Here is a 26,564-nt window from a genome sequence, read left to right as displayed (position 1 = left end):
CGCACCGAACAGAAAGCACTCCATGCCGCACACCGCAGCTACCCGCTACCTCACCGCACTCGCCGAGCAAGGCATCGAGTGGTTCTTCGTCAACGCGGGAACCGATTTCGCGCCGATCGTCGAGGCCTACGCCGACAACAAGCAGGAAGACGGTCCCGCACTGCCGATTCCGGTCCTGTGCGCCCACGAGAACCTCGCCGGCGGGATGGCCCACGGCGCCGCGTTGGTGACCGGCCGTCCGCAGGCGCTGATGCTGCACGTCAACGTCGGCACGGGGAACGCGGTGTGCTCGGTCGCCAACGCCGCGCGCGATCGGGTGCCGCTGCTGGTCACCGCAGGCCGGTCGCCGATCCTCGAGTTCGGCGCCACCGGCGCGCGTGACCTGCCGATCCACTGGTCCCAGGAGATGTTCGACCAGGCGAGCATGGTGCGCGAGTTCGTCAAGTGGGACTACGAATTGCGTGATCCGCGCCAGGTCGAGGCCGTCGTCGACCGTGCCGTGAGCGTGGCGGCCGCGCATCCGCGTGGTCCCGTGTACCTGTCGCTGCCGCGCGAGGTGCTCGCCGAGGCGGCGGACGCGCCGACCGCGGTGCAGGCGCCGACACCGGTCCCGACGGCCGTGCAGCCCGACCCGGCCGCCATCGAGGCGCTCGCCGACAAGCTCGTCGCGGCCGAGTTCCCGGTCATCGTGGCGGCGGCGGCCGGCGCGGAGCCCGCATCCGTCGGGCTGCTCGCCGACTGCGCCACCCGGTTCTCGATCGGTGTCGCGGACCCGTGGGCCAGGTACCTGAACATTCCGTCCGATCATCCGCATCGCCTCGGCTCCGACGTCACGCCCGTGCTCGAGCGGGCCGATGTCGTCGTGTTCGTGGAGTGCGACGTCCCGTGGATCCAGGCGCGCACGGCGCCGTCCGCGGAGTGCTTCATCGCCCAGGTCGGTGTCGACCCCCTGTTCACCACCTATCCGATGCGGTCGCATCGGTCCGACCTCAACGTCACCGCCACCCCGGTCGCGTTCCTGACCCGGCTGATCGAGGCGCTCGAGACCCGGGTGTCGGGCATCGATCCGGCGCGCGCCGAACAGATCCGGGCTGTCGCCGCGGCGAATCGCGCGGCCGTCGACACCCTGCGCGACACCGAACTCGCCCAGGGGGACGAGGAGATCATCACCACGGCGGTGATCTCCGCGGTCCTGGGTGGACTGCTCGACGACGACGACATCGTGTTCAACGAATACGTGTCCTACCCCGAGCTGCTCGGCCGGACCGAGCCGGGGACGTACTACTTCCTGCCCGCGTCGGGTGGCCTGGGCTGGGGCCTGCCCGCCGCCCTCGGCGCCAAGTACGCCGCACGGGACCGCACCGTCGTCGCCACCCTCGGCGACGGCGCCTACATGTTCGCCAACCCGGCGGCCTGCCATCACGCGGCCGCCAAGCACGAGCTGCCGGTGCTGACCATCGTGGCCAACAACAGCAACTGGACCGCCGTCGACATGGCGACCTACCTCGTCTATCCCGACGGCACCGCGGCCACCACCGGCGAGGACCGCTTCTCCAATCTCGCCCCCTCGCCGGATCTGGCGGCCTACTGCCGGGCCTCGGGTGGCCACGGCGTGACGGTCCATCGCCGCAGCGAACTCGAGGGCGCGATCAAAGAGGCGCTGCGGGTCGTGCGCGACGAAGGACGTCAGGCCCTGCTCGACATCCGCTGCAAGTGACGACCGACCGTCACAGCTCACCCTGATGGAGATCTGATGCGTTACAACCATGCCGCGCTGTTCGCGGGTGTCGCCGCGGCGACACCGGACCGCGACTGCCTCGTGTTCCGGGACCGACGGCTCACCTACCGCGAGGTGGCCGGGCGGGTCGACCGGCTCGCGAACATCCTGCTGTCGCACGGGATCACCGCGCACCGCGAGCGGGCCGACCTGCGGGAGTGGGAGTCCGGCCAGGACCACGTCGCGCTGTACCTGTACAACGGCAACGAGTACGTCGAGGGGATGCTGGGCGCCGCGGCGGCGCGCGCGACGGCGTTGAACGTCAACTACCGCTACGTCGAAGCCGAGCTCACCTATCTGCTCGACGACGCGTCCGCGCGCGCGATCATCTACCACGCCCGGTTCGCGCCGACCCTCGCCGCGGTGCTCGGCGCGCTGCGTGAGCCGCCGATCCTGCTGCTCCAGGTGGCCGACGAATCGGGCAACGCGCTGCTGCCCGGCGCGCTCGACTACGAGGAGGCCCTCGCGGCCGCCAGCGCCGATCCGCCGCGGACCGAGCCGGACCCCGACGACCTCTACCTGGTCTACACCGGCGGCACCACCGGAATGCCCAAGGGCACCCTGTGGACTCAAGCCGACATCCTCGAGAGCGCACTGGCGGCGTTCATGCCCGCGGGCGCGTTCGAGGTGGACTCGCTCGCCGAGGGCGTGGCCCTGATGGCCGCCGCCGAACCCCGGGTGGTGCTGCCGCTGCCGCCGCTCATGCACGCGGCCGCGCAATGGATCGCCCTGGCGGGGTTCCTGACCGGTGGCACGGTCGTGTTCCCCGACGTGGTCGACCGGCTGGACCCGGCCTCGGTCTGGGAGGTGATCGACCGCGAGGGCGTGCAGCTGATGAACCTGGTGGGCAACGCGTTCGCGACGCCGCTGTGCGACGAGTTCGATCGCGGCGGGTACCACGGGCGCTCCCTGCAACTGGTCGGCGTCGGCGGTGCCGTCACCAGCGCCTCGGTCAAGGACCGCATCCTGCGGCTGCTGCCGCACGTCGCCATCGCCGATGTCGCCGGCTCGTCGGAGACCGGATCGCAGCTGACCAACGTGAGCACCAGCGCGGCCCCGGCGACCTCGGGTGTCTTCACCGCGGCACCGGGAACCTGCGTGGTGGACGAGGATCAGCGCCGGATCCTGGCGCCCGGTGACCCGGCGACCGGCTGGCTGGCCCGGCACGGCGCCATCCCGCTCGGCTACCTCGGCGACCGGGCCAAGACCGAGCGCACCTTCCCCACCATCGAGGGCTATCGCATGGCCCTGCCCGGCGACCGGGCCAAGCACCGGGCCGACGGTGGGATCGAACTGCTCGGCCGCGACTCGGTGACGATCAACTCCGGCGGCGAGAAGGTCTTCGCCGAGGAGGTCGAGGACGCCCTGATCGCCCACCCCGCGATTCGCGATGTCGTCGTCGCCGGGCGGCCGAGCGAGCGCTGGGGCACCGAGATCGTCGCCGTCGTACAACTCGTCCCCGGCCACGACCCGACCGACCAGGAACTGCTGGTCGGCGCCGAACAACGGCTCGCCAGATACAAGCTGCCCAAAGCCATCGTCCGCGTGGACCAGGTCCTGCGCAGTCCGGCGGGCAAGGCCGACTACCGGTGGGCCGGACAGATCGCCGCGCAGTACGCGCCCGCACAGAAGGAACCCAGCAAATGACCATGACCACCGCACCGATCGTCGACGTCACGCCCGCGGAATTGCAGCGCCTGCTCGACGCGCAGCGCGCCGCGCACGCCCTGGACCCGATCCCCGACGCCGCGACCCGGCGCGATCGGATCGATCGCCTGGTCGCCGCCGTCCTGGAACACCGGCAGGAACTCGCCGAGGCGCTGGACGCCGACTTCGGCAGTCGTCCGGTGACCACCTCGATGGAGGTCGACATCCTCGGCGCCCTGCCGGGAATCGCCGACACCCGTGCGCACCTCGAGGCGTGGATGGCCCCCACCGAGGTTCCGGCCGCGATGGGTGGTGTGATCCCGGCCTTCGTGCAGAACCGGCCCAAGGGCGTGGTCGGCGTGATCGGACCGTGGAACTTCCCGCTCGTGCTCGTGTTCGCCCCCGCGGTGGAAGCGCTCGCGGCCGGCAATCGGGTGATGATCAAGTTCTCCGACTTGACGCCGCGCACCGGCGCGGTGTTCGCCCGCGCGGTGGCGTCCCGGCTGAGCCCCGAGGAGGTCGTGGTCGTCAACGGCGGGCTGGCGACCGCCGCCGCCTTCTCCGATCTGCGGTTCGACCACCTCTTCTTCACCGGCTCGCCGAAGGTGGGGCGCCTCGTCGCCACCGCCGCGGGCCGGAACCTGGTGCCGGTGACGCTCGAGCTCGGCGGCAAGAATCCCGTGGTCGTCGCTCCCGATGCCGACGTCGCCGAGGCCGCCGCCCGCATCGCCCCCGCTCGCCTGTTCAACAACGGCCAGGTGTGCCTGGCCCCGGACTACGTCTTCGTGCCCGAATCGAGCCGGGACGCCTTCGTCGCGGCCTACCGCGCGGCGGTCCACACGCATTTCCCGACCTTCGCCGACAATCCCGACGTCGTCTCGGTGGTGAACGACGCGAACTACACCCGCGTCACCGGACTCGTCGCGGAGGCGAAGGCCAAGGGTGCGGTGGAGGTCGTCCTCGTGCCGGACGCGGAGCAGGACCGGGTACCCGACCCGACCACGCGCCGCATCCCGCCGACGCTGCTGCTCGACACCCCGGCCGACGCGCAGATCAACACCGAGGAGATCTTCGGCCCGGTGCTGGTGGTGCACACCTACACCGAGGTCGACGAGGCCATCGCCCACATCCGCGCGGGCGAGCATCCGCTGGCGGCCTACTGGTACGGCGCCGACACCGCCGACTTCCAGCGCTTCCTGGTCCAGACCACGTCGGGCGGGGTGTCGCGCAACGACTTCGGGCTGGCCTACAGCAACCACGCCGTGCCGTTCGGTGGTGTCGGCATGAGCGGGTCGGGCGCCTACCACGGCAAAGCCGGCTTCGACACGTTCTCCCACCAGCGGGCCGTCGCCCAGCACGATCTGCCCACCGGTCTGGCCGGCGCGCTCGTGCCGCCGCTGACGCCCGAGCGCGTCGCGGGCGTCGCGGCCGCTGCCGCCGCGGCCACCGCCGACACGGTCGCCCGGCTGGGGCGTCCCGACGGGCAGGAGTGACCTTGCCCGAGTTCGAGACCATTCGGTACGAGCGCCCGGCCGACAAGGTCGCCCGCATCGTGCTCGACCGCGCGCAGGCACGCAACGCGCAGAGCATGCAGCTGCTCTACGAGCTCAACGACGCGTTCGACCTCGCCGCGCAGGATGATTCGATCAGCGTGATCATCCTCGCGGCGAACGGCCCGCACTTCTCGGCAGGCCACGATCTGCGCGACGGGGACGGGTTGCGGGTGGTGTCCGAGCACCGGCGGATCGGCACCTGGTGCGGCTTCGGTTGCGCCGGGGCCGAATCGCGGATGGCGATCGAGAAGGAGATGTACCTCGGCCTGTCCGAACGGTGGCGCAACCTCCCGAAACCGACCATCGCGGCCGTGCAGGGCAAGGTCATCGCCGGTGGTCTCATGCTCGTGTGGCCCTGCGATCTGATCGTGGCCGCCGAGGGCGCGCTGTTCCAGGACAACACCGTCGCGATGGGGGTGTCCGGCGCGGAGTTCTTCCAGCACCCCTACGAGGTCGGCGTGCGGAAGGCGAAGGAGATGCTGTTCACCTCCGACTTCCTCACCGCCGCCGAGGTCCACCGGCTGGGCATGGTCAATCATGTGGTGCCGCTCGACGAGCTGTCGTCGTTCACACTGCGGCTCGCGGAGCGCATCGCCGAAAAGCCGCTCTTCGCACTGAAATTGGCGAAGGAGTCGGTCAATGTCGCGCAGGACAACCAGGGCCGGGCCACCGCGATGCAGACCTCGTTCGCCTACCACCAGCTCTGTCACAGCCACAACCAGCAGCTGCACGGACTGCCGATCGATCCGGCCTTCCTGGAGCGGGCGTTCGCGGCCGAGACCGGGGTGGGGTCCGGCCCGGCGCCGAAGAGGCCGTGATGACCGGCGTCGTGCTCGTCGACGCGGGCAGGTCCGGTGTCGTCCCGGACCTGCCGGACCTGCCGGAGACTCCCGGCAGGCTCACCGAGGACGTGATCGAGGCGCTGCTGCGCAGAACCTGTCTGCAGCGCTCGGAGCTCACCCGGCTGTTCCTCGCCGATCCTCGCTGCCTGTCCACGGGATCACCGGTCGGCGAGGCGGGCTGGATCTTCGAACCACCGCCGCTCGGGCTGCGGACCACGGTGAGCATGAGCAGCGCGGTGAGCATGACGCAAGCGGTCAGAGCGATCGAGCAGGATCCCGATGTCATCGCGGTCGTCGCGGCGACCGACTTCGGCACGGGCACTTCCTATCACGGTGACAGCGCCGCCGCGGTGCACCGGCAACAGCACATGGCGCGGGTGGTCGCGGCCTGGTGGGACCTCGTCCCCGACGAGCTGGCCGACTGGGCCCGCTCGTCCTGTACGCGATCCGCCGAATGCTCGGCCGCGGGGGACTTCGCGGGTGAGATCGTCGCCACCACAGGCAGTTACGGGACCGATCGCTTCCGTGCACCCGAATCCGCCGACGGCGACGGGGCGGATCGGACACCGAAGCGCCGCCTCGTCGACGACGGCGCGGCGTTCACCGCGCACCCGGCCCGCGGCGCGAGCGCGATCATCCTCGCCGGCGAAGCGAACGCGATCCGGCTGGGACTGCGGATCCGCGCCCGGCTGTCCGCGGTCTGCGCGACCCGCGCCCGCGCCGAGTTCGGCATCGCCCCACTGAGCGCGCGTGCCCTCGACGAGCTGCTGGCCCCCAGCGGATTCGGGCTCGGCGCGCTCGATCAGCTCGAGGTCCCCGAACAGTACGCCGTGACGCCGGTCGCCTGGATCAAGGAGACCGGGATCAGCGAGTACCTGGTGAACCCGCGCGGCGGTGATCTCGCGTTCGGTCACCTGCCCCGGTCCGGCCATCTGAGATCGCTGGTCACCATGGCGAATTCGCTGGAAGCCACCGGCGGCTGGGCAGGTGCCCTGGTGGCCTCCGAGATCCATCGCACCACCGCCTTCGTCCTCGCCACCACGGACTCGACCACCTCGAGAGGGTGACCGGAGGCGTACGTCGGTGACCGAAAGCCCGGTCACCCAGGAAGGAACATCACTGATGAAGGCCGCTCTGTTCTACGGCAAGGAGGACCTCCGCATCGAGGAGGTACCCGAAACCAGTCCCGGCCGCGGCCAGGTGAAGCTACGCAACGCCTACTCGGGCATCTGCGGCTCCGACCTGCATTTCTATTTCTTCCCCGAAGCGATCCCCTGGGACATGCACACACCGCATCCACTGACCGGCGCGGCGCTGCCCCAGATCCTGGGCCACGAGTTCGCCGGCACGGTCGTCGAGGTCGGCGCGGACGTGACCGGGGTGCGGGTCGGCGATCGCGCCGCGGTGTACCCGCTGGTGGCATCCTGCGGTGACTGCTCGGCGTGCCGCCGTGGTCTGCGCTTCTCCTGCAAGCTGATGGGCTCGCTCGGCGCGAACGCTCCCGGCGGCGGTCTGTCGGAGTTCACCACCGTCGACGCGTCGGCGCTGCATGTGCTGCCCGAGAACGTGGACCTGCGGATGGGTGCGCTCGTCGAGCCGATGGCGGTCGGCTGGCACGCGGTCGCGCGCAGCGGGGTCGAGGCGGGCGGCACCGCGCTCGTCGCGGGCGCCGGGCCGATCGGTATCGGGACCTGGTTCGCGTTCAAGGCACACGGTGTGGACAAGGTTCTCGTCTCCGAGCCGAGCGCGGAGCGCCGCGCGATCATGGCCGCGCTGGGTGCCACGGTCGTCGATCCGGTGCACGACGACCTCGTCGCCACCGTCGGCGAATTCACCGACGGCGCCGGCGTGGACGTCGCGGTGGACGCGGCCGGCGCCGGTGCCGCGATCACCTCCGCCCTGGCAAGCCTCGTCGCCGGCGGGCGTGTGGTGGTCGCCGCGCTCCACGAACACCCGATGCAATTCCAGCCCACGCAGCTTCTGATGGGGGAGACCGAGATCGTGGCCGCCGTCGGCTACGCGCCGGAGGAATTCGACGCTGTCATCGCCGCCATGGCGAACGGCATCTACGACACCACCGGCTGGGTCGAGGAGATACCGCTGACCGGGGTCGCCGACGCGCTGCACGCGCTGCGCGCCGGCACCGGCGCCAAGATCCTCATCCGGACCACCTGATTCACCACTGTCGCCTGTTCACGAGAGGACCGGTCCCATGTCGGAACTGACCAAGAAGCAGATGGAAGAAATCCTGCTCGCGCACGAGATCGCCGAGCTGGAAATGGACGTCGAAGCCACCCTGGCGACCCTGGCGCCCAACCCGCACTACGAAATCGCCTCCCTCGGCTGGGCCATCGACGGCACGGACGCGGTGCGCGAAACGTATCACCGCATCCTGCGGCAGCAGGGGCGCGGCGTCGCCGCCGAGAAACGGGTGCACGCCGTCGCCGAGAACACCCTGCTGCGTGAGGCTTTCATGACGTTCAACACCCTCGACGGCGAGCGGGTCACCGGTCTGTATCTGGTGGTGATGGCCTTCGACCCCGATCTGAAGCTGATCTCGGGCGAACGGATGTACACCGACCCCAACTTCGGGCAGATGATGGCCGAGCTGCTCGGGCCCGACTTCGGCAGCCTGCCCGGCGTCTCGCGAATCAGCGACACGGCGCCCGTGATCGACAAGCACGACGCCTACAAGTACGCCGCGGCCCGCGGGCTGACCATCACGCCGCCCGAGTAGCCGTCCTGATGGGTCATTACAAGAGCAATATCCGCGACCTCGAGTTCAATCTGTTCGAAGTGCTCGGCATCGATCGAGTCCTGGACACCGGCGCGTTCGGTGACCTGGACACCGCCACGGTCCGTGCGATGCTGGGGGAAGCGGCGCGCCTGGCCGAAGGTCCGGTGGCGGCGTCGTTCGCCGAGGCCGACCGCAGTCCGCCGACCTTCGACCCCGCGAGGCACGCGGTCGAGCTGCCCGCGCCCTTCGTCACCTCCACGCTCGCCTGGCAGCGGGCGGGGTGGCACAAGATCGGGCTGGCGGCGGCGGTCGGCGGGACGCCCGCGCCGTCGGTCGTCACCTGGGCGATCCGCGAGCTGGTCCTCGGTGCGCAGCCCGCGGCGTTCGTCTACACGAGCGGACCGCAGAATGCCGAGATCCTGCACACTCTGGGCAACGACACCCAGCGGCGGTGGGCCCAGATCGCGGCCGAACGCGAGTGGAGCGGGACCATGGTGCTGACCGAGGCCGACGCCGGTTCCGATGTCGGCGCGGTCCGGACGAAGGCGATTCCGCAGGCCGACGGCAGCTGGCACATCGAGGGCGTCAAACGGTTCATCACCGGCGGTGACTCGAACATCGCCGAGAACATCGTGCATCTCGTCCTGGCCCGGCCGCAGGGGGCCGGACCGGGGACGAAGGGGCTGTCGTTGTTCGTGGTGCCGAAGTTCCATTTCGATTCCGGCACCGGCGAACTCGGCGCGCGCAACGGCGTCGTCGTCACCGCCCTGGAGAGCAAGATGGGGCTCAAGGCCTCGGCCACGTGCGAGCTCGCGTTCGGCCTGCACGGTGCTCCCGCCGTCGGCTGGCTCGTCGGAGATTCCCACGCCGGCATCGCGCAGATGTTCGAGGTGATCGAGTACGCGCGAATGATGGTCGGCACCAAGGCGATCGCCGCGCTGTCCACCGGCTACCTCAACGCCCTCGAATACGCGAAGACCCGCGTGCAGGGGCGCGATCCGACGAAGCGGGCCGACCGCGGCGCGCACCGGGTGACGATCACCCACCACCCCGACGTGCGTCGCAGCCTGATGCTGCAGAAGGCCTACGCCGAGGGCCTGCGCGCGCTGTACCTGTACGTCGCCGCGCACCAGGACCCCGGCACCGCCTTGGCCGTGTCCGGCGCCGACGCCGACACGGCCTTCCGGATCAACCATCTGCTGCTACCCGTCGTCAAAGGCGTCGGATCCGAACGCGGGTACCAGTACCTGGGCGAATCGCTGCAGATCCTCGGGGGATCCGGGTACCTGCAGGACTATCCGATCGAGCAGTACCTCCGCGATACCAAGATCGACTCGATCTACGAGGGGACGACCGCCATCCAGGCGCAGGACTTCTTCTTCCGCAAGATCGCTCGCGACGACGGCGCTGCCCTCGGCCGCGTGACCGGCGAGATCGCGACGTTTCTCACGACGGGCGACGGCCGGCTCCACGCGGAGCGCACCCTGCTCGGCAGCGCGCTCGACGACGTCGAGTCGATGGTCGCGACCCTGCGGAACTACCTGTCCGCCGCGCGCGACGACCCCGCCGGGGTGCACCGAATCGGGCTGGTATCGGTGCGATTCCTGCTCGCCGTCGGCGACCTGCTGATCGGCTGGTTGCTCCTGCGCCAGGCCGAGGTCGCGCTCGCCGCCATCGATACCGGCGGCGGCACCCCGTTCTACGAGGGAAAAGTCGCCGTCGCCTCGTTCTTCGCACGCACTGTGCTCCCGGAACTCGGGGCGGTGCGGCGGATCGTCACCGATGTCGACCCGCACATCATGGATCTCGACGAAGCGGCATTCTGACGCGCTCCGGACCCGGCATGTGGCGGGTAGTGGGGCGCGATCGCGCGACGGTCGGCGGGTGCCCGGGTTCCGGGATTCCGAACAGACTCGTCCTGTGCCAGGAGAACGCGATGTCCCGAGGAGCTCGCCGAGGGTTGACGGAGCGGGAAAAGCGCGTTTACGCTGGAGTAGTAGATCAATCTATCTAGATGCGGACCGTCTTCGATGGCGGGCCGGACAATTCGGAGGTTGCGATGAAGCTGCTTGCGCATGATGTCGACAGTCATGAAATGATCCCCAGCCACCTGCTCGAAGGAATTCTCGGCCAGCCGGGCCGCATCATGGGCCGGGTCTTCGAATCCGCCGATCGGCTCCGCCCGGATCCGACGGCCACCAATATGCACCAGCTGGATGTGCTGGGTGACACGAAGGAGATCGACCCCCAGGGCATCTGGGAGATCAAAGGCCCGTCGGCGCCGAGCGCGATCGATCTCGGCAGGCGCGCCGAGGTGCTCGATGTGATGGGCATCGACCGGCAGCTGGTCTTTCCGACCACGGCGATCGCCGCGATGATCATCGGCGAGATGGCGGATGTCGCCTACGAAATGCGCTTCGGCGGTGACCTTTCGGTATTCGAGGGTATCTCCCGGCCGGACTTCGCCAAGAGCTACGTGCACGCCTACAACCAGTGGGTCATGGACAACGCGGTGCTGGCAGGCGGCCGGATCCGGCTCGTCGGGATTCTCCCGACCAGTCCCGATGTCGGCGAGATGATCGCCACCGCAAGGCGATTGATCGAGGCCGGTGTCCGCGCGGTCTATCTGCAGGCCGACGTGCCGCCGGGCGGGGTATCGCCCGCGCATTCGGCGCTCGACCCCCTGTGGGCGATGCTCGAGGCCGAGAACATCGCGGTGACGCTGCACATCGGCACCGAATTCGCGTTCCTCGATCCGGGCTGGATGATGGCCGAGACCTTCGCGGATCTGTTCCAGTCGCCGGAAATCCCGAACACCAATATCCAGCTGTTCTCGACGGTCCACATGGCCATCGACAACTACCTGTCGACCATGGTGCTCGGCGGCGTCTTCGAACGATTCCCGCGACTGCGCGTCGGTCTCTTCGAAGTCGGCGCGCACTGGGTCGGCAACGCGGCGCGACGGATGGACATGTACGTCCAGGTGTTCCCCGGCGCGGCCGCGGCGAAATTCCCGCTGAAGCCCTCGGAATACATCGCCCGCAACGTGCGGGTCTCGCCCTTCAATTTCGAGCCCGTCGATCGCTACTTCCGGGACGACCCGGCCCTGGCCGACGTCTTCTGCTATTCGACCGACTATCCGCATGTCGAAGGCACGAAGGACTCGATGAAGAACATGCTCGCGAAAGTCGAGCCGCTGGGCGAGGAGATCACCACGAAGTTCTTCCGGACGAATGCCGAGTGGCTCCTGCCCTGACCGGCACGCACGACATCTCCCTCCCCAGGAAAGGAACACCACCCATGAAGGCCGCTCTGTTCTACGGCAAAGAAGACATCCGCGTCGAGGAGGTACCGGATTCCGGTCGTCCAGGTCCCGGACAGGTGAAGCTGCGCAACGCCTACTCCGGGATCTGCGGCTCCGATCTGCACTTCTACTTCTTCCCGGAATCGCTGCCGATGGATCTGTCGCACCCGCATCCGCTCACCGGTGCGACGCTGCCTCGAATCCTGGGCCACGAATTCGCGGGCACCGTCGTCGAAGTAGGGGAGGGGGTGACCGAGGTCCGGGTCGGCGACCGGGCCGCGGTGTATCCGATGGCGGTCTCCTGTGGTGAGTGCGCGGCGTGCCGCAAGGGCCTGCCGTTCTCCTGCGCCATGTCGGGTTCCCTGGGTTCGGCCGCCGACGGCGGCCTGTCCGAGTTCACCACGCTGAACGCGTCCGCTCTGCACGTGCTGCCCGAATCCGTGGACCTGCGGATGGGCGCGCTCGTCGAGCCGATGGCGGTGGGCTGGCACGCGGTCGCGCGCAGCGGTGTCGAAGCCGGCGGCTCCGCGCTCGTCGCCGGTGCCGGGCCGATCGGCATCGGAACCTGGTTCGCGCTCAAGGCACACGGCGTGGACAAGATCCTGGTCTCCGAGCCGAGCGCGGAGCGCCGCGCGATCATCGCGGCGCTGGGCGCGACCGTGGTGGATCCGGTGAACGGGGATCTCGCCGCCGCGGTCGCGGCGCTGACCGACGACAGCGGCGTCGACGTCGTGGTAGACGCGGCCGGCGCCGGTCCCGCGATCACCTCCGGCCTGGCGAGCCTGGTGCCCGGCGGCCGCCTGGTCGTCGCGGGTTTCCACGAGCACCCGATGCAGTTGCAGCCCACCCAGATCATGTGGACCGAGACCGAGATCGTCGGCGCGGTCGGCTATCTGCCCGAGGACTTCGACGCCGTCATCGCGGCCATGGCGCGGGGCGTCTACGACACCACCGGCTGGGTGCACGAGATCCCGATCGACAAGATCGTCGACGCCATCCACACGCTGCGCGCCGGTTCCGGGGCGAAGATCCTCATCCGCACGCACTGACCGTCTCCGCCGACCGGATTCCGGTGGCGCAGTAGTGATTTCGTCGAAAGCGAGTTCATGACCAACGAGGCATACATCTACGAGGCGATCCGCACGCCGCGTGGCAAGAACAGAGGCGGGGCACTGCACGGGACCAAGCCGATCGACCTGGTCGTCGGCCTGCTCGACGAGCTGCGGGCGCGCCACCCCGGGCTCGACCCCGCCGCCATCGCCGACATCGTGCTCGGCGTGGTCACGCCGATCGGCGATCAGGGCGGCGACATCGCCCGCGCCGCCGCGATGAGCGCGGGCCTGCCGGACACCGTCGCCGGCGTGCAGCTCAACCGGTTCTGCTCGTCCGGGCTCGAGGCGGTCAACCAGGCCGCGGCGCGCGTGCGTTCGGGCTGGGAGAACCTGATCATCGCCGGTGGCGTCGAGTCGATGTCGCGGGTGCCGATGGGCTCCGACGGCGGTGCGATGTTCACCGACGTCGCCCTGACCTATGACCACTCGATCGTGCCGCAGGGCATCGGTGCCGACCTGATCGCGACCATCGAGGGCTTCTCGCGGACCGATGTCGACGAGTTCGCGGTGCGGTCGCAGGACCGCGCCGCGGCGGCGTGGGCGGGCGGCTACTTCGCGAAATCCGTAGTGCCGGTGCGGGACAGCAACGGGGTGACGATCCTCGATCACGACGAGCATCGCCGCCCCGGCAGCACCGTCGAATCGCTCGGAAAGCTCCGGCCCGCCTTCGCCGGCATCGGCGAGGTGAGCGGATTCGACGCGGTGGCGCTGCAGAAGTACCACTGGGTGGAGCGGATCGACCACGTGCACACCGGCGGGAACTCCTCCGGCATCGTCGACGGCGCCGCCCTGGTGCTGATCGGGAACGAGCAGGCGGGCCGCGATCTCGGTCTCACCCCCCGCGCCCGGATCACCGCCGCGGCGATCACCGGGTCGGACCCGACGATCATGCTGACCGGTCCCACACCGGCCACCCGCAAGGTGCTCGACCTGGCCGGGCTGACCGTCGACGACATCGACCTGTTCGAGCTGAACGAGGCGTTCGCCTCGGTCGTCCTGAAATGGATGAAGGACCTGAAGCTCCCGGACGAGAAGGTCAACGTCAACGGTGGCGCGATCGCGATGGGGCACCCGCTGGGCGCCACCGGCGCGATGATCCTGGGCACCATGGTCGACGAGCTGGAACGGCGACAGGCCCGGCGCGCGCTGGTGTCGCTGTGCGTCGGCGGCGGCATGGGTATCGCGACGATCATCGAGCGGGTGTGAGGACATGACCGAAACGATTCGCTGGGAGCGGGATTCCGACGGCATCGTCGTGCTGACCCTGGACGACCCGAACCAGTCCGCGAACACGATGAACGCCGACTTCCAGGCGTCGCTGGGGCAGATCGTGGATCGGCTGGTGGCCGAGCGGGATTCGATCACCGGGGTGGTGCTCACGTCGGCGAAGCGGACGTTCTTCGCGGGCGGTGACCTGCGGGACCTGATCGAGGCGACGCCGAAGCAGGCCGAGGAGCTGACCGCCACGACGAACAAGCTCAAGGCCCGGCTGCGCGCGCTCGAGACCTTGGGCAAGCCGGTGGTGGCGGCCCTCAACGGGTCCGCGCTCGGCGGCGGCTTCGAACTCGCCCTGGCGGCCCATCATCGGATCGCCGCCGAGGTACCGGGCAGCACGATCGGGCTGCCCGAAGTCACCTTCGGGCTGCTGCCGGGCGGGGGCGGCGTCGTGCGGACGACGCGGTTGCTCGGCATCCAGCGGGCCGTCCGCGACGTCCTGGTGCAGGGGCAGCGGTACCCGGTGGCGCGGGCCAGGGACCTCGGCCTGATCGACGACCTGGTGGCCACGGTGGACCAGCTCGTACCGAAGGCCAAGGAATGGATCAGGGCCAACCCGGACGCGGTGCAGCCGTGGGACGCCGAGGGCTACCGGATCCCCGGTGGCTCCCCGTCGGATCCGGCTGTCGCGGTGCAGCTTTCCGTGCTGTCCGCGCTGCTGCGCAAGCAGACCAGGGGTGCGCCGCTGCCCGCGCCGCGCGGATCCTGGCCGCCGCGATGGAGGGCGCGCAGGTGGACTTCGACACCGCGGCCCGCATCGAGACCCGCTACTTCGTCGGCGTCGTCACCGGTCAGGTGGCCAAGAACATGACGAAGGCGTTCTTCTTCGACCTGCGGCGGATCACCGCCGGAGGTTCGCGGCCCGACGGCCTGGAGAAGTACACCGCGCGCAAGGTCGGGGTGCTCGGGGCCGGGATGATGGGCGCCGCCATCGCCTATGTGAGCGCGAAGGCGGGTATCGATGTCGTGCTGAAGGACGTGTCGCTCGAGAACGCGGAGCAGGGCAAGGGTTACGCGGTCGGGCTGGAGCGGAAGGCGGTGGCGCGCGGCGCGACCACGCAGGAGGCCGCCGACGCCCTGCTCGCGCGAATCACGCCGACGGCCGATCCCGCGGACTTCGCCGGCGTGGATTTCGTGATCGAGGCCGTGTTCGAGAGCCCCGAACTCAAGCACAGGGTGTTCGGCGAGATCGAGGACATCGTCGAGGCGGACGCGGTGCTGGGTTCCAACACCTCCACCCTGCCGATCTCCGAGCTCGCCCGGGGCGTACGCAGGCAGGAGGACTTCATCGGGATCCATTTCTTCTCCCCGGTGGACAAGATGCCGCTCGTGGAGATCATTCGCGGCGCGAAGACCTCCGAGGCGACGCTGGCCAAGGTCTTCGACTACGTCCTGCAGATCGGGAAGACGCCCATCGTCGTCAACGACAGCCGCGGCTTCTTCACCTCGCGCGTGATCAGCACCTTCCTCAACGAAGCCGTCGCCGCCGTCGGCGAGGGCGTCGAACCGGCGACGGTCGAGCGCGCCGGTGCGCAGGCGGGATATCCGGCGCCGCCGCTGCAACTGTGGGATGAGCTGACCCTGACACTGCCGCGCAAGGTCAGGGAGGAAACGCGGGCCGCGGTCGAAGCGGCCGGTGAACCATGGACGGCGCACAGCTCGGACGCCGTGATCGACCGCATGATCGACGAATTCGACCGCACGGGGCGTTCCGCAGGCGCCGGGTTCTACGACTACGTCGACGGGAAACGCACCCGCCTGTGGCCGGGGCTGCGCACGGCCTTCGGCAGTGGCGGCAAGCAGATCCCGATGGCGGATCTGCGCGACCGCATGCTGTTCGCCGAGGCGCTCGAGACCGTCAAATGCCTCGACGAGGGCGTGCTGAACTCGGTGGCGGATGCCGACGTCGGCTCGCTGCTCGGCATCGGCTACCCCGCCTGGACCGGGGGCGTCCTCCAGTTCATCAACCAATATGACGGCGGCACAGCGGGTTTCGTCGCCCGCGCGCGGGAGCTTGCCCACCGCTACGGTGACCATTTCCTGCCGCCGCAGTCCCTCGTGGCGAAGGCGGCCACGGGCGGACGCTACGAGTAGGACACGCCCGGCGCACTCCTCTCATCCCGAGCCGGCGGCAGCCGTCGGCTCGGGGTGGGAGAAGGGTTCCGGCGCAGAAGGAAACGCAACGATGACAGAGCGCTCACCACAGCGACCGAACGAACCGATCGCCTCGTCGACCGTCGTGGAACAGCGCACCAGGGAAGTGCTCGACCACTTCGGCACCTGCCCGCGGTGCGGCTACGCCGAGCACGCGTTCCTGAAGAAGACCGCCTACGCGGACGGCCGGGTCGTCGTCTCCACGGTGGGCCTGTGCGGGCTGCCCTGCGGCTGGTCGGGTCCGACGACGATCACGAAGATGAACGCCCGCGACCACCTTCCGTGAAAGTCCGTGCGCTGTCGCGGAATCCGGTGACCGGAGCGTGGTCGCGGGGTGGGTATCGGCCCACCCCGCAACCGTTCTTACCCAGTCGCGATCGCGAGTTCGGCACCGGCCGTGGCGGTGTCGAGGATCAGTTCGGCGATCTGGACCCGGTATTCCTCGGCGCTGCCGAGGAGCGCGGCGTCGGTGTAGGCCCGCTTGAAATACAGGTGCGCCTGGTGTTCCCAGGTGAAGCCGATGCCGCCGTGGACCTGGACCGTGTCGGCGGCGATGCGGGTGTAGGCGGCCGAGCAGGTCGCCTGCGCGATGGCGGCCGCGAGCGCCGGGTCGTCGGTACCGTCGGCCAGCGCCCAGGCGCCGTGCTGGGCCGCGGAGCGGGCATGTTCCAGCTCGACGAGCATGTCGGCCAGGCGGTGCTTGACCGCCTGGAACGACCCGATGGGCCTGCCGAACTGCCAGCGCTGCTTGGCGTAGGCGACGCTCAGATCGAGAAGATGCTGGGCACCGCCGACCTGCTCGGCGGCCAGCAGGACGGCGCCGACCCGCAGCGCGTGCGCACACACCCGAGCCGTTTCCGCCGGGCCCGCGAGCAGTCTTGCCGGGGCGTCGGCGAATCGCACCGTGGCCTGCGGCCGGGTCAGGTCCATCGTCGTCAGGTCGGTGCGCACCACCCGCGGATCGATGGCGTCGACGACGAACAGCGCGGGTCCGTCCTGGCCCGCCGCGACGACGAGGAGGTCGTCCGCAGCGCCCGTGTCGACCACGCGCTCGACTGTTCCGGCGAGGGTCCACGTCTCGTCCGAGCCGGTCGCCTGCACCGTCACCGCGTCGGCGGCGTACCGCCCTGCCCGGACCGGAACCGCGAACGCGGCGGTCCGGATGCCCGCGACCAGCGGGACGAGCGTCTCGGTGCGGGCCGCCGAGTCCGGCGCCGCGACGAGCGCGGGGATCGACAGGGCGACGGTGCCGACCACGGGCCCGCAGAACAGGGACGCCCCCATCTCCTCGACGGCGATCGCGGCGTCGACGACGCTGCCGCCCGACCCGTGCAGCTCCTCCGGCACGCCGAGTCCGAGGACGCCGAGCTCGGATCCGAGGCGGGCCCAGGCGCGGTGGTCGACCGCGGGGGCGGTTTCCATCAGCCGTCGCACGGTCGCCTCGTCGGATTGGTCCGCGCAGAATCGGCGCACCGCCGCACGCAGCTCCTGCTGCTCGGGCGTGTAGACGAACTGTCGGTTCGGGGTCGAATTCGGGTCAGCCACGGGGCACCTCACGCCAGGATCGTGCGGAGTCGGCGCGCAGGTCGCCGGGCAGGCCCAGGATCCGCTCACCGAGAATGTTGCGCAGCACCTCGGAGGTGCCGCCTTCGATGGTGTTGGCGCGCGAGCGCAGGAAGCGCTGCTGCACCGGCCCGCCGTCGTCCTCGTCGGGGCCGAGGTCGCGCATCGTGTAGTCCCCGTAGAGCAGCGCCTCCGGTCCGAGCAGGTCCATGCAGAACTCGTAGATCCGCTGGTTCAGCTCGGCGCCGACGAGCTTGCCGATCGAGCCCTCCGGCCCCGGTCCGCTGACGGTCGCGGCCGCGCGGGAACGCTCCGCGGTGAGCCGCTGGGCCTCCGAGCGCAGCCAGAGCTGGGTGAGGCGGTCGCGCAGCACCGGGGTGTGCCGGTCCGGTCGCCGCGCCCACAGCGTCACGGCGTCGGCGATCGTGCCGTCGCCCCGCCGGGTGCCACTCGCGCCGATCGAGCTGCGCTCGTTCATCAGCGTGGTCATCGCGACCTGCCAGCCCGCGCCGACCGCACCAAGCCGATGCTCGTCCGGGATCCGGACGTCGGTCAGGTAGACCTCGTTGAACTCGGCCTGGCCGGTCATCTGGCGCAGCGGCCGGGTCTCGACACCGGGGGCGCGCATGTCGACGACGAAGTAGGTGAGTCCCTTGTGCTTGGGGGAGTCCGGGTCGGTGCGCGCCAGCAGCAGCGCCCAGCTGGCGCGATGGGCCAGGGTGGTCCACACCTTCTGCCCGTTCACCACCCAGTCCGCGCCGTCGCGCACGGCCGAGGTGGCGAGCCCGGCCAGGTCGGAGCCGGAGCCCGGCTCGGAGAACAGCTGGCACCAGATGTCCTCGGTGCTGGCGAGCGGCCGCAGCCACCGGCGCACGAGCTGCTCGGACTGCGCGTGCTCGCGGACCGTCGGCGCGGCCATGCCGTGGCCGATCGGGTTCACCCCGAACGGTGCGGGCGCACCGGCCTCCTGGAAGATCGCGTCCGCGACGCCTTGCAGACCACGCGAGACACCGAGCCCGCCCAGGCCCTCGGGGAAGTGCACCCAGGACAGGCCCGCGTCGTAGCAGGCCCCGAGGAACTGTGTGGCGGGCACCGACCGGGGGTCGTGCTCCCGCACGACCCGGCGCGCGGCGTCGGCCACCCGGACCGCGTCGATATCGGTACTCACTGTCCCACCGACCTGTGCCATCGCGCGGGCGCCTCCGGTGATCGAGGCGTGGGGACCGGGAATCGCATTGTGCTCCTTCGTTGTTCGGCGACACGTGGCCCGTCGCCGCCGCGCTCCGCCGCGATCGCGTGCCGCGCGGCGCGGGGGGAGCCCGGTGGACGGGCACGATGCCAAGGTGTTAGATAGAACGATCTAATAGCCGACACTAAAGGCCGTCTATCCCGGTGTCAACGTCGCGGGATCGGTCCGAAGGAGAACCCAGATGAGTGGCAAGACCACCCAGATCCGGCTGGCCGCGCGCCCGGCCGGTGAGCCGCAGGACAACGACTACGAGGTCGTCGTCGCCGAGCTGCCCGACCTCGCCGACGGGCAGCTGCTGCTGCGCACCGTCTATCTGTCGCTCGATCCGTACATGCGCGGCCGGATGAACGCGACCAACTCCTACGCCGAACCGCTCGCGCTCGGCGACGTCATGATCGGCGGCACCGTCTGTGAGGTGCTGGAGTCCCGCTCCCCGCACCGATCGGCGGGCGAGCTGGTGCTGGCCTTCACCGGCTGGCAGACCTACGCCGTCGTGGACGCCAGGCAGACCCGGCGCCTCGACCCCGCGCAGGCGCCCGTCTCGACGGCGCTCGGCGTACTGGGCATGCCGGGATTCACCGCGTACGCGGGTCTGCTCGAGATCGGCAAGCCGCGAGCGGGGGAGACCGTGGTGGTCGCCGCCGCCACCGGACCGGTGGGTTCGGCGGTCGGTCAGATCGCGAAGATCAAGCAGGCGCGCGCGGTCGGCATCGCGGGCGGGCCGGAGAAATGCCGGGCGCTGATCGAGGAATTCGGCTTCGACGCCGCGGTCGACCATCGCTCGCCGACCTTCCGGGCCGACCTCGCGGCGGCGACTCCGGCGGGCATCGATGTGTACTTCGAGAATGTCGGTGGCGCGGTCACCGATGCCGTCCTGGGCCGGCTGAACAAGTTCGCCCGAATTCCCGTGTGCGGGGTGGTGTCCACCTACAACACCCTGCTGTCCCCGTCCGGGCGGGACCGGCTGGACCTGTCCGCCTTCCTCTTCCAGACGCTCTCGCTGAGCCTGTCCGTGCGCGGCTTCATCCAGGACGAGTTCATCCCGACCCATCACGCGGACTTCCTGCGGGAGATGACCGGCTGGGTCGCCGACGGAACGGTCCGCTATCGCGAGGACATCGTCGACGGCCTCGACCGCGCGCCGGAGGCCTTCCGCGGCCTGCTGACCGGACGGAATTTCGGCAAGCTGCTCGTTCGGGTCGGCGAGGACCCGACCCTGAGCTGAGGCGCCCGACCGCGACTCCCTCGCCGCGCACGGCGGGGGAGTCGCTTCCCCTCACGAGGCGATCGGTCCGGTGCCGTCGATCAGCAGCTGGGCCGTCGCGTCGGGGCCGTGCCTGCCGTCGAATTCGGTGAAGGCGCGCTCGACCTCGTTGTGTACCCGGGCGACCAGCGGACTCCATTCCCGATGGGTGATGATCAGGAATTGCCTGTCCTGCATGGCCTCGACGACCTGCGCGCCGACCCGGTCCGGATCGGCGCCCTGGGCGAGCAGCGCGCCGTTCTGCGCGGCGGCCTCGGCGTCGACCTCCTGGCCGAGCAGTTTCGCCTGCGCCTCTTCGGCGGTGGTGCTCAGCCGGGTCGCCACGGTGCCGGGGCACAACAGCGATACATCGATATCGGTGCCCCGGAGCTCGTCGCGCAGCACCATCGAGAAGCCGACCGCGGCGAACTTGGACGAGACGTAGGCGCCCACGGAGACCATCGGCACGATCCCGGCCATGGAGGCGGTGTTCATGATGTGCGCGCGTCCGCCCCGGCGTTTGAACCGCGGCAGGAACGTCGAGACGCCGATGAACTGGGCGTCGATATTGATCCGGTGGACCCACCGCCACACCTCGAGCGGAATCCGATCGATCGGCCCGCCGCCGCTGACCCCGGCGTTGTTGCACAGGATCGAGATCGGACCCAGCGCGGCCTCGGCTCGATCCGCGGCCGCTTCCCACTGCTCGGCGTCGCTGACGTCGAGTTCCACCGCCGTCACCTCGCCACCGGCGGCGGTCAGTTCCGTGACGATGTCGGCCAGGCGCGCGCCATCGATATCGGCGAGCGCGACCTTCGCGCCTGCCGCGACGAGTGCCCGCGTGATACCGAGACCGATACCCGACGCCGCACCGGTGACGAAGGCGGTTTCTCCTGTCGGCCAACTCATGATCTGTGTCCTTTCCCGAGGAAACGCGCTGGTCTGCCGCGCTGAGACGAAGTCTCTCGGCTGGTCCGCGCGCCCGGTACCCGCCATCCAGTGCGCGGTGGTGACCGATTGCCCGCCAACCGCCGGGTCGTGATGGCGACCCGAAACGGCACTGTTGACGGGGTGCGAGCCCGGCACCTACGCTGAATTAGATCAATCTATCAACTCGATCCGCGGCATGGTCGGCGCGCCGCGGGAGAACGATCGCCGCCGCGTTCGCGACGGCCAGAAGTTGGGAGACCCCGTGAACCAGTCCGTCCCCGTCGTCACCGAGATGGCGTTCGAACCGATCACCGCCGACCCCGCGCCGTTGCGGCGGGCGTTCGGGTGCTTCCCGTCCGGGGTGACGGCGGTGTGCGCGATGGTCGACGGGAAGCCGGTGGGGATGGCCGCCAGCTCGTTCACCTCGGTCTCGCTCGCGCCGCCGCTGGTGTCGGTCTGTATCCAGGAGTCCTCGTCCACCTGGACGCGGCTGCGTGACCTGCGTCGGCTGGGGATCAGCGTGCTGGCCGAGGGACACGACGACATCTGCCTGCGGCTCGCCCGCAAATCGGCCGACCGGTTCGCCGATGTCGCCTGGGATCAGACGTCGGGCGGTTCGGTGTTCGTGCACGGCGCCACCGCCTGGCTGGACTGTTCCCTGCATTCGGAGATCCTGGCCGGCGATCACACCGTCGCCCTGCTCGAGATCCACGGGCTCCGCGCCGATCCCGACGCCGCTCCACTCGTCTTCCACGGCAGCCGGTTCCGTCGGCTCGCCGATCTCTGACCGACGCGGCGACGGGGTGGTGACGTTGCCGTAACCACCCCGTCGCCGTTTCGATGATGTTCTGCCGCAGATGAATTCGCGCGGCGGGTCGATCCTCAGAAGATCGAGTATCCGCCGTCGATCACGATCTCGTCGCCGGTGTGGAATCCGCCGACGCCGCCCGCCAGGTACGCCGCGATCCGGGCGAAATCGTCCGGCTCGCCCCAGCGGCGGTGCGGCATCCGCTTGATGACGTTCTGTCCGAACGTCGGGTTGTCCAGCTCCCGGGACAGCAGTGGCGTCTCGGTCCAGCCGACGATGAGCGAGTGCGCGTTGATCCCGTAGCGCGCCAGTTCCACCGCGCAGCTCCTGATCATCGCGGACAGGCCCGCCTTGCTTGCCGCGTAGGACTGACCGCGCGGGGCGCCGTGCAACGCCGACACACTCGATGTCCCGACGAGCACGCCCCCGCCTCCGCGTTCCACCATGTGCCTGGCCGCGGCCCGCAGGGTGAGGAACGCCCCGTCGAGATTGACCCGGGCCACCGCGCGGAAGTCCGCGAGGCTGGTCTCGAGGAAGGGGGTGTCGGAGGCGCGGGCGCCCGCGTTGGCGAAGCAGGAGTCGACCCGCCCGAAATGGTCGAGGGTCTGCGCGAAACTGGTGGTCACGGCGTCTTCGTCGCCGACGTCGCAGCGGATCGCCTTGACCCGGGTGCCGTGCGCGGCCAGCTCGGTGGCCGCCTTCTCGTTGCGCTCGGCGTTGGTGCCCCAGAGGCAGACGTCGGCGCCGCAGCGGGCGAGCCCGTGCGCCATGCCGAGCCCGATGCCGGAGTTGCCCCCGGTGATCAGCGCGACATGTCCGGTGAGGTCGAACAGCGAGGTCATATCAGCGCAGCGCCGAGAAGTCGGTGGAGTCGAGGAACTTCGACGTCGCGCTGGCGGTGACCTGTTCACCGTCCGCGCGGGCAGCGGTCCATTCGGGATCCGCCCAGAACGCCTCCCACGACTTCTGCGCGGCCTCCCGGCTGGCGTGGGCGACCAGGTACACCAGCGTCTCGGTGGGTTTGCCCTCGTCGTCGGCCGCCACCCAGAAGCCGATGTTGGTCATGCCGTGTTTTTCGAACAGGGCGGTGGCGTGATCGCGGAAACGAGCCAGGAGCTGGTCGAACTTGCCTGGCACCGCGTCGTAGGTACGGAGCTCGAAAGTGCGGGTATCGGTAGTCACTAGATCAATCTATCACAGCGATTTCCGCCGGTAGTGCCGGTTTCGGGGATGCGGATCGGGGCAGCGTCGCGTCGACTGAGGGGTAATGAAGGCGGGAGGAACGGCCGAGGCCGGATCGGCACGGTCGGGCGGGCCGGGAAGCGGGCGTCGTTTCGGCGCTACGATCGGGGCTCGACTGGGGCCGACGTCACATGTGACAGATTGATCTAGTGGGGTACCCTAGGGGCATGTCACCCTCTTCGTCAACCGTTGGAAAGCGGCCCGAAACGCGCACCCGTCTGGTGGAATCCGCGACGGAGCTGTTCAGCCGGCAGGGCTTCGGGGGCACCGGCATCAAGGCGGTGCTCGCCGCGGCCGAGGCTCCGTACGGATCGTTGTACCACTTCTTCCCCGGTGGAAAGCAAGAACTCGGCGCCGCGGCACTGACCCACGGCGGGGCTCGCTATCGCGAACTGCTCGAGTCGATCTACCCGCCGGGCGCCGATGTCGTCGAGGCGACGGCGGCTTCGTTCGTCCAGGCCGCCGAGCTGCTCGAGAGCACCGAGTACGGCTACGCCTGCCCGATCGCGACGATCGCCCTGGAGGTCGCCAACAACGACGAGGTGATGCGGACCGCCGCGGCCGAGGCGTTCGAGTCGTGGCTGGAGGTGCTCACCGAGCGCTTCACCACGGCCGGGATGGCCGCCGATCGCGCGCGTGAGGTCGCGGTGGAGATCTTCTGCTTGATCGAGGGCGCTGTCCTGCTCGCGCGCACCACCCGATCCTCGGCGCCACTGGACACCGCCGGTCGGGCCGCGACGAACGCCGTCGCCGCCGGGCTCGCCGCCGGCCGTTTCGACCGCAGGGAGCGGGGATCCGGCGGGGAGTGAGCTGTCATCGCGGCTCCGGCCGGGGTCACGCCGTCGACGGTGGTCGCCGAGGGTTCCTCGGTGCGCTCGGGGCCGGATCGAATCGATGCGGGGGAGGCGGGGACGCGCGCCGCTCGGGAGGGTGGATCCGCGAGCGGCGCGACATCGGCGTCGGTCAGGGCTGGCCGCTGACGACGGCGGTGACGGCGTCGAGGAAGGGCTGGCCGCCCATCGCGTAGCCGCCGGCGATCGCGCCGAGGACCAGGCCGACCGGGCCGGTGATGATGCTCAGGAAGCCGAAACCGAGGACCGTGCCGATGAGGCCGCCGAGCAGGCCGCCGACGACCACGCCGACCACATTGCGGTTGATCTCGTTCGTCAGCTGGGACATGGGGCTGATGGTCTGCATCTCGCCGATCTCGGTGGCGGTCGCCTGCGGGGTGAGCACGAGGTGGCGGCCGTTGTCGGAGATCGTCTGCGCCACCCGCATCTTCGCGCCGGAGATCTCGTAGGTGAGCGGGATGTGGGTGACGACCTCGCCCGCGTCGGAGGTGAGGGTGACCGCGGTGTTGTCTTCGGTGGTGGTGAAGGTGCCGCCGGTGACGGTGGTGGTCAGCACGCGGGAGAACTCGGTGAGGGTGGCCTCGTAGCGCACGGACCGGTCGACCCCGGACGTGGTGGCCTGGGGCGTCGGCGCGGCCGGCTCCGCGGCGGCGGCACCGGAGGTGATCCAGACGGCGGTGCCGACCAGGAGCGCGGTAGCAGGGAAAAGACCGAGTTTCATCAGGGATTTCCTTTACGCATGACGAAGACAGCCCGGCCGACCGGCGTGCCGAGGGGCACGAACCGTGGTGTCCGCCAGTGAGATCGGGCAGACCCTAGCACCCTTTTTCGCCGGATAGTTATCCGTGCTCATTTGGGCGCCGGACCAGCTTTCCGCTGTAAAACTGCGCAGATTCACAATTCGACACGTTCGTGTGCGGCCGTGTATGAACTGTCAAGCAGTGGGGCGTCGGTCGGGAGGCGTCCAGCGGACGAGTAGGAACAACACAGATGGCGCGTCGAAAGAACTTGGCCGTGGCTGGCGTGTCGGTGGTGGCGGTGTTTGCCCTGGCAGGGACGTTCTACGGGGCGCTGTCGGTGATCGCGGGGCTGGGCGCGCGGATGTCCGGACCGGCCGAGGACGATTCTGCCGCAACAACTTCCTTTACCGAGGTTTCGGGAACTCAGCCGCTGGGTACTATTCTTGAGCTGTCCGGTGGAGTCGCGTCCACACTGAGTAAATCCGCGTCCCGGATTCCCCGTGTGGATCTGAGTGTCGGCGATTGTGTGGATTTGGGCGCGGCCGATATTCAGCAAGCCGCGTGCGGCAGCGCGAATTCTCACTACAAGGTCACGGAATTGGCGGCGGCGGGTGCCCACTGCCCCGGCGACGTCGACCGTTCCCAACCCCGCACCCTCCCCGGCGGCCTCCAGGAGACCCTCTGCCTGGACATCGACTGGACGGTCGGCGGCTGCGTCGACCTGTCCGGCGGCGCGGTCCGGCACGTGGAATGCGCCGCCGACGTACCCGGTCGGGTCCGCGTCCTCGAAATCCGCCACGACACCACCGACGTGAACGTCTGCACGGCGGGCGACCGCGGCGTCGTCTACGGCCAGCGCCGCTACGTCGTCTGCGTCAGCTCCCGCTGAGCGCCGACGGATCGACGCACCTACCGGTGCCCCGAACAGCCGACTCTGTCAACGTCTTCGCGTACGCACGATTGAAGTCCGGTCTGCCCGGCACATAGGGCGGGATCGGGTCGTACCCCGCTGACGGGTAGAGGTGTGTGGCCGCTCGGTTGTAGGAGCCGGTTTCCAGCAACACCCGCTGCACGCCCTGTGCCGCGCCGAAGGATTCGAGGTGCGCGAGCACGCGCCGCGCCAGCCCCTGATTGCGGTGATGCGGAACCACGAACATCTTCCGGACCTCGGCGACCCGATCAGCCTTCGCGTAGGTACCGATTCCGCCGCAGGCCACCGGCTCGCCGAGCGCGGTGTACGCGACGACGAAAAGCCCGACGGGTGGGTCGTACTCCACCTTCCTGTCCAGGTCCGGCGGATCGTCGAATCCCACCATCGCCCGTCGCTCGACGGCATAGTCGTGCAAGAGCTGCGCGGAGTCCGGATGGTCGAGCGCTCGCGCGGTCAGCGACAGATCCGGCGAACGGTCATGCGGCATGACTCATCATCCCTCACTTCGGGGGTCGGGCTGGTCGGCCGTGATCGGGCGCGGCACGGTGGTACCGCCATCCGGCGGAGTTTCCCGGAATGATCGCGCCATTCGGCGGCTACAAGCGC

General features: G+C 69.7%; 23 protein-coding genes and 1 pseudogene. 17 read left to right on the top strand and 7 right to left on the bottom strand.

The genetic code is table 11. The annotated features are described in order from the left end of the window. The first annotated feature begins 22 nt into the window (after nucleotides 1-22). The 13 genes and pseudogenes from ACFYWJ_RS26320 (at nucleotide 23) to ACFYWJ_RS26260 (ending at nucleotide 16,687) form a co-directional block, all read left to right on the top strand. Nucleotides 23-1,717, top strand: a complete 1,695-nt coding sequence (locus ACFYWJ_RS26320) for a thiamine pyrophosphate-requiring protein (protein WP_355279519.1) — start codon at nucleotides 23-25, stop codon at nucleotides 1,715-1,717. Between the two features lie 36 nt (nucleotides 1,718-1,753). Beyond that, nucleotides 1,754-3,424, top strand: coding sequence for an AMP-binding protein (locus tag ACFYWJ_RS26315; protein WP_355279516.1), 1,671 nt, complete (start codon nucleotides 1,754-1,756; stop codon nucleotides 3,422-3,424). Continuing rightward, a complete protein-coding gene (locus ACFYWJ_RS26310; protein WP_355279514.1) occupies nucleotides 3,421-4,917 on the top strand; it encodes an aldehyde dehydrogenase family protein in 1,497 nt (498 codons plus the stop codon). Before ACFYWJ_RS26315 ends, ACFYWJ_RS26310 begins: the two co-directional genes overlap by 4 nt. A 2-nt stretch (nucleotides 4,918-4,919) precedes the next feature. After that, on the top strand, nucleotides 4,920-5,795 hold the full coding sequence (locus ACFYWJ_RS26305) for an enoyl-CoA hydratase (RefSeq protein ID WP_355279511.1): 876 nt from the start codon (nucleotides 4,920-4,922) through the stop codon (nucleotides 5,793-5,795). Further along, a complete protein-coding gene (locus tag ACFYWJ_RS26300) occupies nucleotides 5,795-6,886 on the top strand; it encodes a hypothetical protein (RefSeq protein WP_355279508.1) in 1,092 nt (363 codons plus the stop codon). The genes ACFYWJ_RS26305 and ACFYWJ_RS26300 overlap by 1 nt, the downstream gene beginning before the upstream one ends. A 55-nt stretch (nucleotides 6,887-6,941) precedes the next feature. Then, nucleotides 6,942-7,994 (top strand): alcohol dehydrogenase catalytic domain-containing protein, encoded by a 1,053-nt coding sequence (locus ACFYWJ_RS26295; RefSeq protein WP_355279506.1) that lies wholly within the window; start codon nucleotides 6,942-6,944, stop codon nucleotides 7,992-7,994. A gap of 37 nt (nucleotides 7,995-8,031) precedes the next feature. Beyond that, nucleotides 8,032-8,556 carry a hypothetical protein gene (locus tag ACFYWJ_RS26290; protein WP_355279504.1) on the top strand — a complete coding sequence of 175 codons (525 nt, stop codon included), beginning with the start codon at nucleotides 8,032-8,034 and terminating at the stop codon, nucleotides 8,554-8,556. Between the two features lie 8 nt (nucleotides 8,557-8,564). Next, nucleotides 8,565-10,382, top strand: coding sequence for an acyl-CoA dehydrogenase (locus ACFYWJ_RS26285; RefSeq protein ID WP_355279503.1), 1,818 nt, complete (start codon nucleotides 8,565-8,567; stop codon nucleotides 10,380-10,382). Nucleotides 10,383-10,615: 233 nt separating this feature from the next. Continuing rightward, nucleotides 10,616-11,812, top strand: coding sequence for an amidohydrolase family protein (locus ACFYWJ_RS26280; protein ID WP_355279501.1), 1,197 nt, complete (start codon nucleotides 10,616-10,618; stop codon nucleotides 11,810-11,812). Nucleotides 11,813-11,856: 44 nt separating this feature from the next. Continuing rightward, complete coding sequence (locus tag ACFYWJ_RS26275) at nucleotides 11,857-12,909, top strand: alcohol dehydrogenase catalytic domain-containing protein (RefSeq protein ID WP_355279498.1); 1,053 nt, start codon at nucleotides 11,857-11,859, stop codon at nucleotides 12,907-12,909. Between the two features lie 57 nt (nucleotides 12,910-12,966). Continuing rightward, entirely contained in the window at nucleotides 12,967-14,178 is a 1,212-nt protein-coding gene (locus tag ACFYWJ_RS26270) for an acetyl-CoA C-acetyltransferase (protein WP_355279495.1), read from the top strand. A gap of 4 nt (nucleotides 14,179-14,182) precedes the next feature. Further along, nucleotides 14,183-16,341 (top strand): annotated as a pseudogene (locus ACFYWJ_RS26265) (3-hydroxyacyl-CoA dehydrogenase NAD-binding domain-containing protein). Between the two features lie 91 nt (nucleotides 16,342-16,432). Then, nucleotides 16,433-16,687, top strand: coding sequence for a hypothetical protein (locus ACFYWJ_RS26260; protein WP_355279493.1), 255 nt, complete (start codon nucleotides 16,433-16,435; stop codon nucleotides 16,685-16,687). Between the two features lie 77 nt (nucleotides 16,688-16,764). Here the strand turns inward: ACFYWJ_RS26260 and ACFYWJ_RS26255 are convergent, their stop codons facing one another. Continuing rightward, a complete protein-coding gene (locus tag ACFYWJ_RS26255) occupies nucleotides 16,765-17,946 on the bottom strand; it encodes an acyl-CoA dehydrogenase family protein (protein ID WP_355279491.1) in 1,182 nt (393 codons plus the stop codon). Continuing rightward, complete coding sequence (locus ACFYWJ_RS26250) at nucleotides 17,939-19,132, bottom strand: acyl-CoA dehydrogenase family protein (protein WP_355279488.1); 1,194 nt, start codon at nucleotides 19,130-19,132, stop codon at nucleotides 17,939-17,941. The genes ACFYWJ_RS26255 and ACFYWJ_RS26250 overlap by 8 nt, the downstream gene beginning before the upstream one ends. A 262-nt stretch (nucleotides 19,133-19,394) precedes the next feature. Here ACFYWJ_RS26250 and ACFYWJ_RS26245 point away from each other — a divergent pair, with 262 nt between their 5' ends. Continuing rightward, nucleotides 19,395-20,438, top strand: coding sequence for an NADP-dependent oxidoreductase (locus ACFYWJ_RS26245; RefSeq protein ID WP_355279486.1), 1,044 nt, complete (start codon nucleotides 19,395-19,397; stop codon nucleotides 20,436-20,438). A gap of 51 nt (nucleotides 20,439-20,489) precedes the next feature. On the opposite strand, the gene ACFYWJ_RS26240 is transcribed toward ACFYWJ_RS26245, so the two are convergent. Continuing rightward, nucleotides 20,490-21,365 (bottom strand): SDR family oxidoreductase, encoded by an 876-nt coding sequence (locus ACFYWJ_RS26240; RefSeq protein ID WP_355279484.1) that lies wholly within the window; start codon nucleotides 21,363-21,365, stop codon nucleotides 20,490-20,492. A 313-nt stretch (nucleotides 21,366-21,678) separates the two neighbouring features. Between ACFYWJ_RS26240 and ACFYWJ_RS26235 the strand changes: the two genes are divergently transcribed. Further along, entirely contained in the window at nucleotides 21,679-22,173 is a 495-nt protein-coding gene (locus ACFYWJ_RS26235) for a flavin reductase family protein (protein ID WP_355279781.1), read from the top strand. Nucleotides 22,174-22,268: 95 nt separating this feature from the next. On the opposite strand, the gene ACFYWJ_RS26230 is transcribed toward ACFYWJ_RS26235, so the two are convergent. Further along, nucleotides 22,269-23,036 (bottom strand): SDR family NAD(P)-dependent oxidoreductase, encoded by a 768-nt coding sequence (locus tag ACFYWJ_RS26230; protein WP_355279481.1) that lies wholly within the window; start codon nucleotides 23,034-23,036, stop codon nucleotides 22,269-22,271. A gap of 1 nt (nucleotide 23,037) precedes the next feature. Next, nucleotides 23,038-23,376 carry an NIPSNAP family protein gene (locus ACFYWJ_RS26225; protein ID WP_355279478.1) on the bottom strand — a complete coding sequence of 113 codons (339 nt, stop codon included), beginning with the start codon at nucleotides 23,374-23,376 and terminating at the stop codon, nucleotides 23,038-23,040. Nucleotides 23,377-23,657: 281 nt separating this feature from the next. Between ACFYWJ_RS26225 and ACFYWJ_RS26220 the strand changes: the two genes are divergently transcribed. Further along, entirely contained in the window at nucleotides 23,658-24,245 is a 588-nt protein-coding gene (locus ACFYWJ_RS26220; RefSeq protein WP_355279475.1) for a TetR/AcrR family transcriptional regulator, read from the top strand. A gap of 154 nt (nucleotides 24,246-24,399) precedes the next feature. Here the strand turns inward: ACFYWJ_RS26220 and ACFYWJ_RS26215 are convergent, their stop codons facing one another. Continuing rightward, nucleotides 24,400-25,008 (bottom strand): hypothetical protein, encoded by a 609-nt coding sequence (locus ACFYWJ_RS26215; RefSeq protein ID WP_355279472.1) that lies wholly within the window; start codon nucleotides 25,006-25,008, stop codon nucleotides 24,400-24,402. 269 nt (nucleotides 25,009-25,277) lie between these two features. On the opposite strand from ACFYWJ_RS26215, the gene ACFYWJ_RS26210 reads away from it, so the two are divergent. After that, the gene (locus ACFYWJ_RS26210) at nucleotides 25,278-25,916 is read left to right on the top strand and encodes a hypothetical protein (RefSeq protein WP_355279469.1); all 639 of its coding nucleotides are present in this window, start codon (nucleotides 25,278-25,280) and stop codon (nucleotides 25,914-25,916) included. On the opposite strand, the gene ACFYWJ_RS26205 is transcribed toward ACFYWJ_RS26210, so the two are convergent. Continuing rightward, entirely contained in the window at nucleotides 25,903-26,445 is a 543-nt protein-coding gene (locus ACFYWJ_RS26205; protein ID WP_355279468.1) for a GNAT family N-acetyltransferase, read from the bottom strand. The genes ACFYWJ_RS26210 and ACFYWJ_RS26205 overlap by 14 nt on opposite strands. Nucleotides 26,446-26,564: the final 119 nt, after the last annotated feature.

Source organism: Nocardia sp. NPDC003269 (assembly GCF_042888005.1).
GTDB lineage: Bacteria > Actinomycetota > Actinomycetes > Mycobacteriales > Mycobacteriaceae > Nocardia.
Note: the sequence above shows the minus strand (reverse complement) of the source record. Positions and strands in the feature narration are given on the sequence as shown.

What these genes read in the sequence shown, in the direction of transcription:
- ACFYWJ_RS26320 (WP_355279519.1), top strand. Translation starts at nt 23, where the DNA reads ATGCCGCACACCGCAGCTACCCGCTACCTCACCGCACTCGCCGAGCAA.
- ACFYWJ_RS26315 (WP_355279516.1), top strand. Translation starts at nt 1,754, where the DNA reads ATGCGTTACAACCATGCCGCGCTGTTCGCGGGTGTCGCCGCGGCGACA.
- ACFYWJ_RS26310 (WP_355279514.1), top strand. Translation starts at nt 3,421, where the DNA reads ATGACCATGACCACCGCACCGATCGTCGACGTCACGCCCGCGGAATTG.
- ACFYWJ_RS26300 (WP_355279508.1), top strand. Translation starts at nt 5,795, where the DNA reads ATGACCGGCGTCGTGCTCGTCGACGCGGGCAGGTCCGGTGTCGTCCCG.
- ACFYWJ_RS26295 (WP_355279506.1), top strand. Translation starts at nt 6,942, where the DNA reads ATGAAGGCCGCTCTGTTCTACGGCAAGGAGGACCTCCGCATCGAGGAG.
- ACFYWJ_RS26290 (WP_355279504.1), top strand. Translation starts at nt 8,032, where the DNA reads ATGTCGGAACTGACCAAGAAGCAGATGGAAGAAATCCTGCTCGCGCAC.
- ACFYWJ_RS26285 (WP_355279503.1), top strand. Translation starts at nt 8,565, where the DNA reads ATGGGTCATTACAAGAGCAATATCCGCGACCTCGAGTTCAATCTGTTC.
- ACFYWJ_RS26280 (WP_355279501.1), top strand. Translation starts at nt 10,616, where the DNA reads ATGAAGCTGCTTGCGCATGATGTCGACAGTCATGAAATGATCCCCAGC.
- ACFYWJ_RS26275 (WP_355279498.1), top strand. Translation starts at nt 11,857, where the DNA reads ATGAAGGCCGCTCTGTTCTACGGCAAAGAAGACATCCGCGTCGAGGAG.
- ACFYWJ_RS26270 (WP_355279495.1), top strand. Translation starts at nt 12,967, where the DNA reads ATGACCAACGAGGCATACATCTACGAGGCGATCCGCACGCCGCGTGGC.
- ACFYWJ_RS26260 (WP_355279493.1), top strand. Translation starts at nt 16,433, where the DNA reads ATGACAGAGCGCTCACCACAGCGACCGAACGAACCGATCGCCTCGTCG.
- ACFYWJ_RS26245 (WP_355279486.1), top strand. Translation starts at nt 19,395, where the DNA reads ATGAGTGGCAAGACCACCCAGATCCGGCTGGCCGCGCGCCCGGCCGGT.
- ACFYWJ_RS26240 (WP_355279484.1), bottom strand. Translation starts at nt 21,365, where the DNA reads ATGAGTTGGCCGACAGGAGAAACCGCCTTCGTCACCGGTGCGGCGTCG.
- ACFYWJ_RS26235 (WP_355279781.1), top strand. Translation starts at nt 21,679, where the DNA reads ATGGCGTTCGAACCGATCACCGCCGACCCCGCGCCGTTGCGGCGGGCG.
- ACFYWJ_RS26230 (WP_355279481.1), bottom strand. Translation starts at nt 23,036, where the DNA reads ATGACCTCGCTGTTCGACCTCACCGGACATGTCGCGCTGATCACCGGG.
- ACFYWJ_RS26215 (WP_355279472.1), bottom strand. Translation starts at nt 25,008, where the DNA reads ATGAAACTCGGTCTTTTCCCTGCTACCGCGCTCCTGGTCGGCACCGCC.
- ACFYWJ_RS26210 (WP_355279469.1), top strand. Translation starts at nt 25,278, where the DNA reads ATGGCGCGTCGAAAGAACTTGGCCGTGGCTGGCGTGTCGGTGGTGGCG.
- ACFYWJ_RS26205 (WP_355279468.1), bottom strand. Translation starts at nt 26,445, where the DNA reads ATGCCGCATGACCGTTCGCCGGATCTGTCGCTGACCGCGCGAGCGCTC.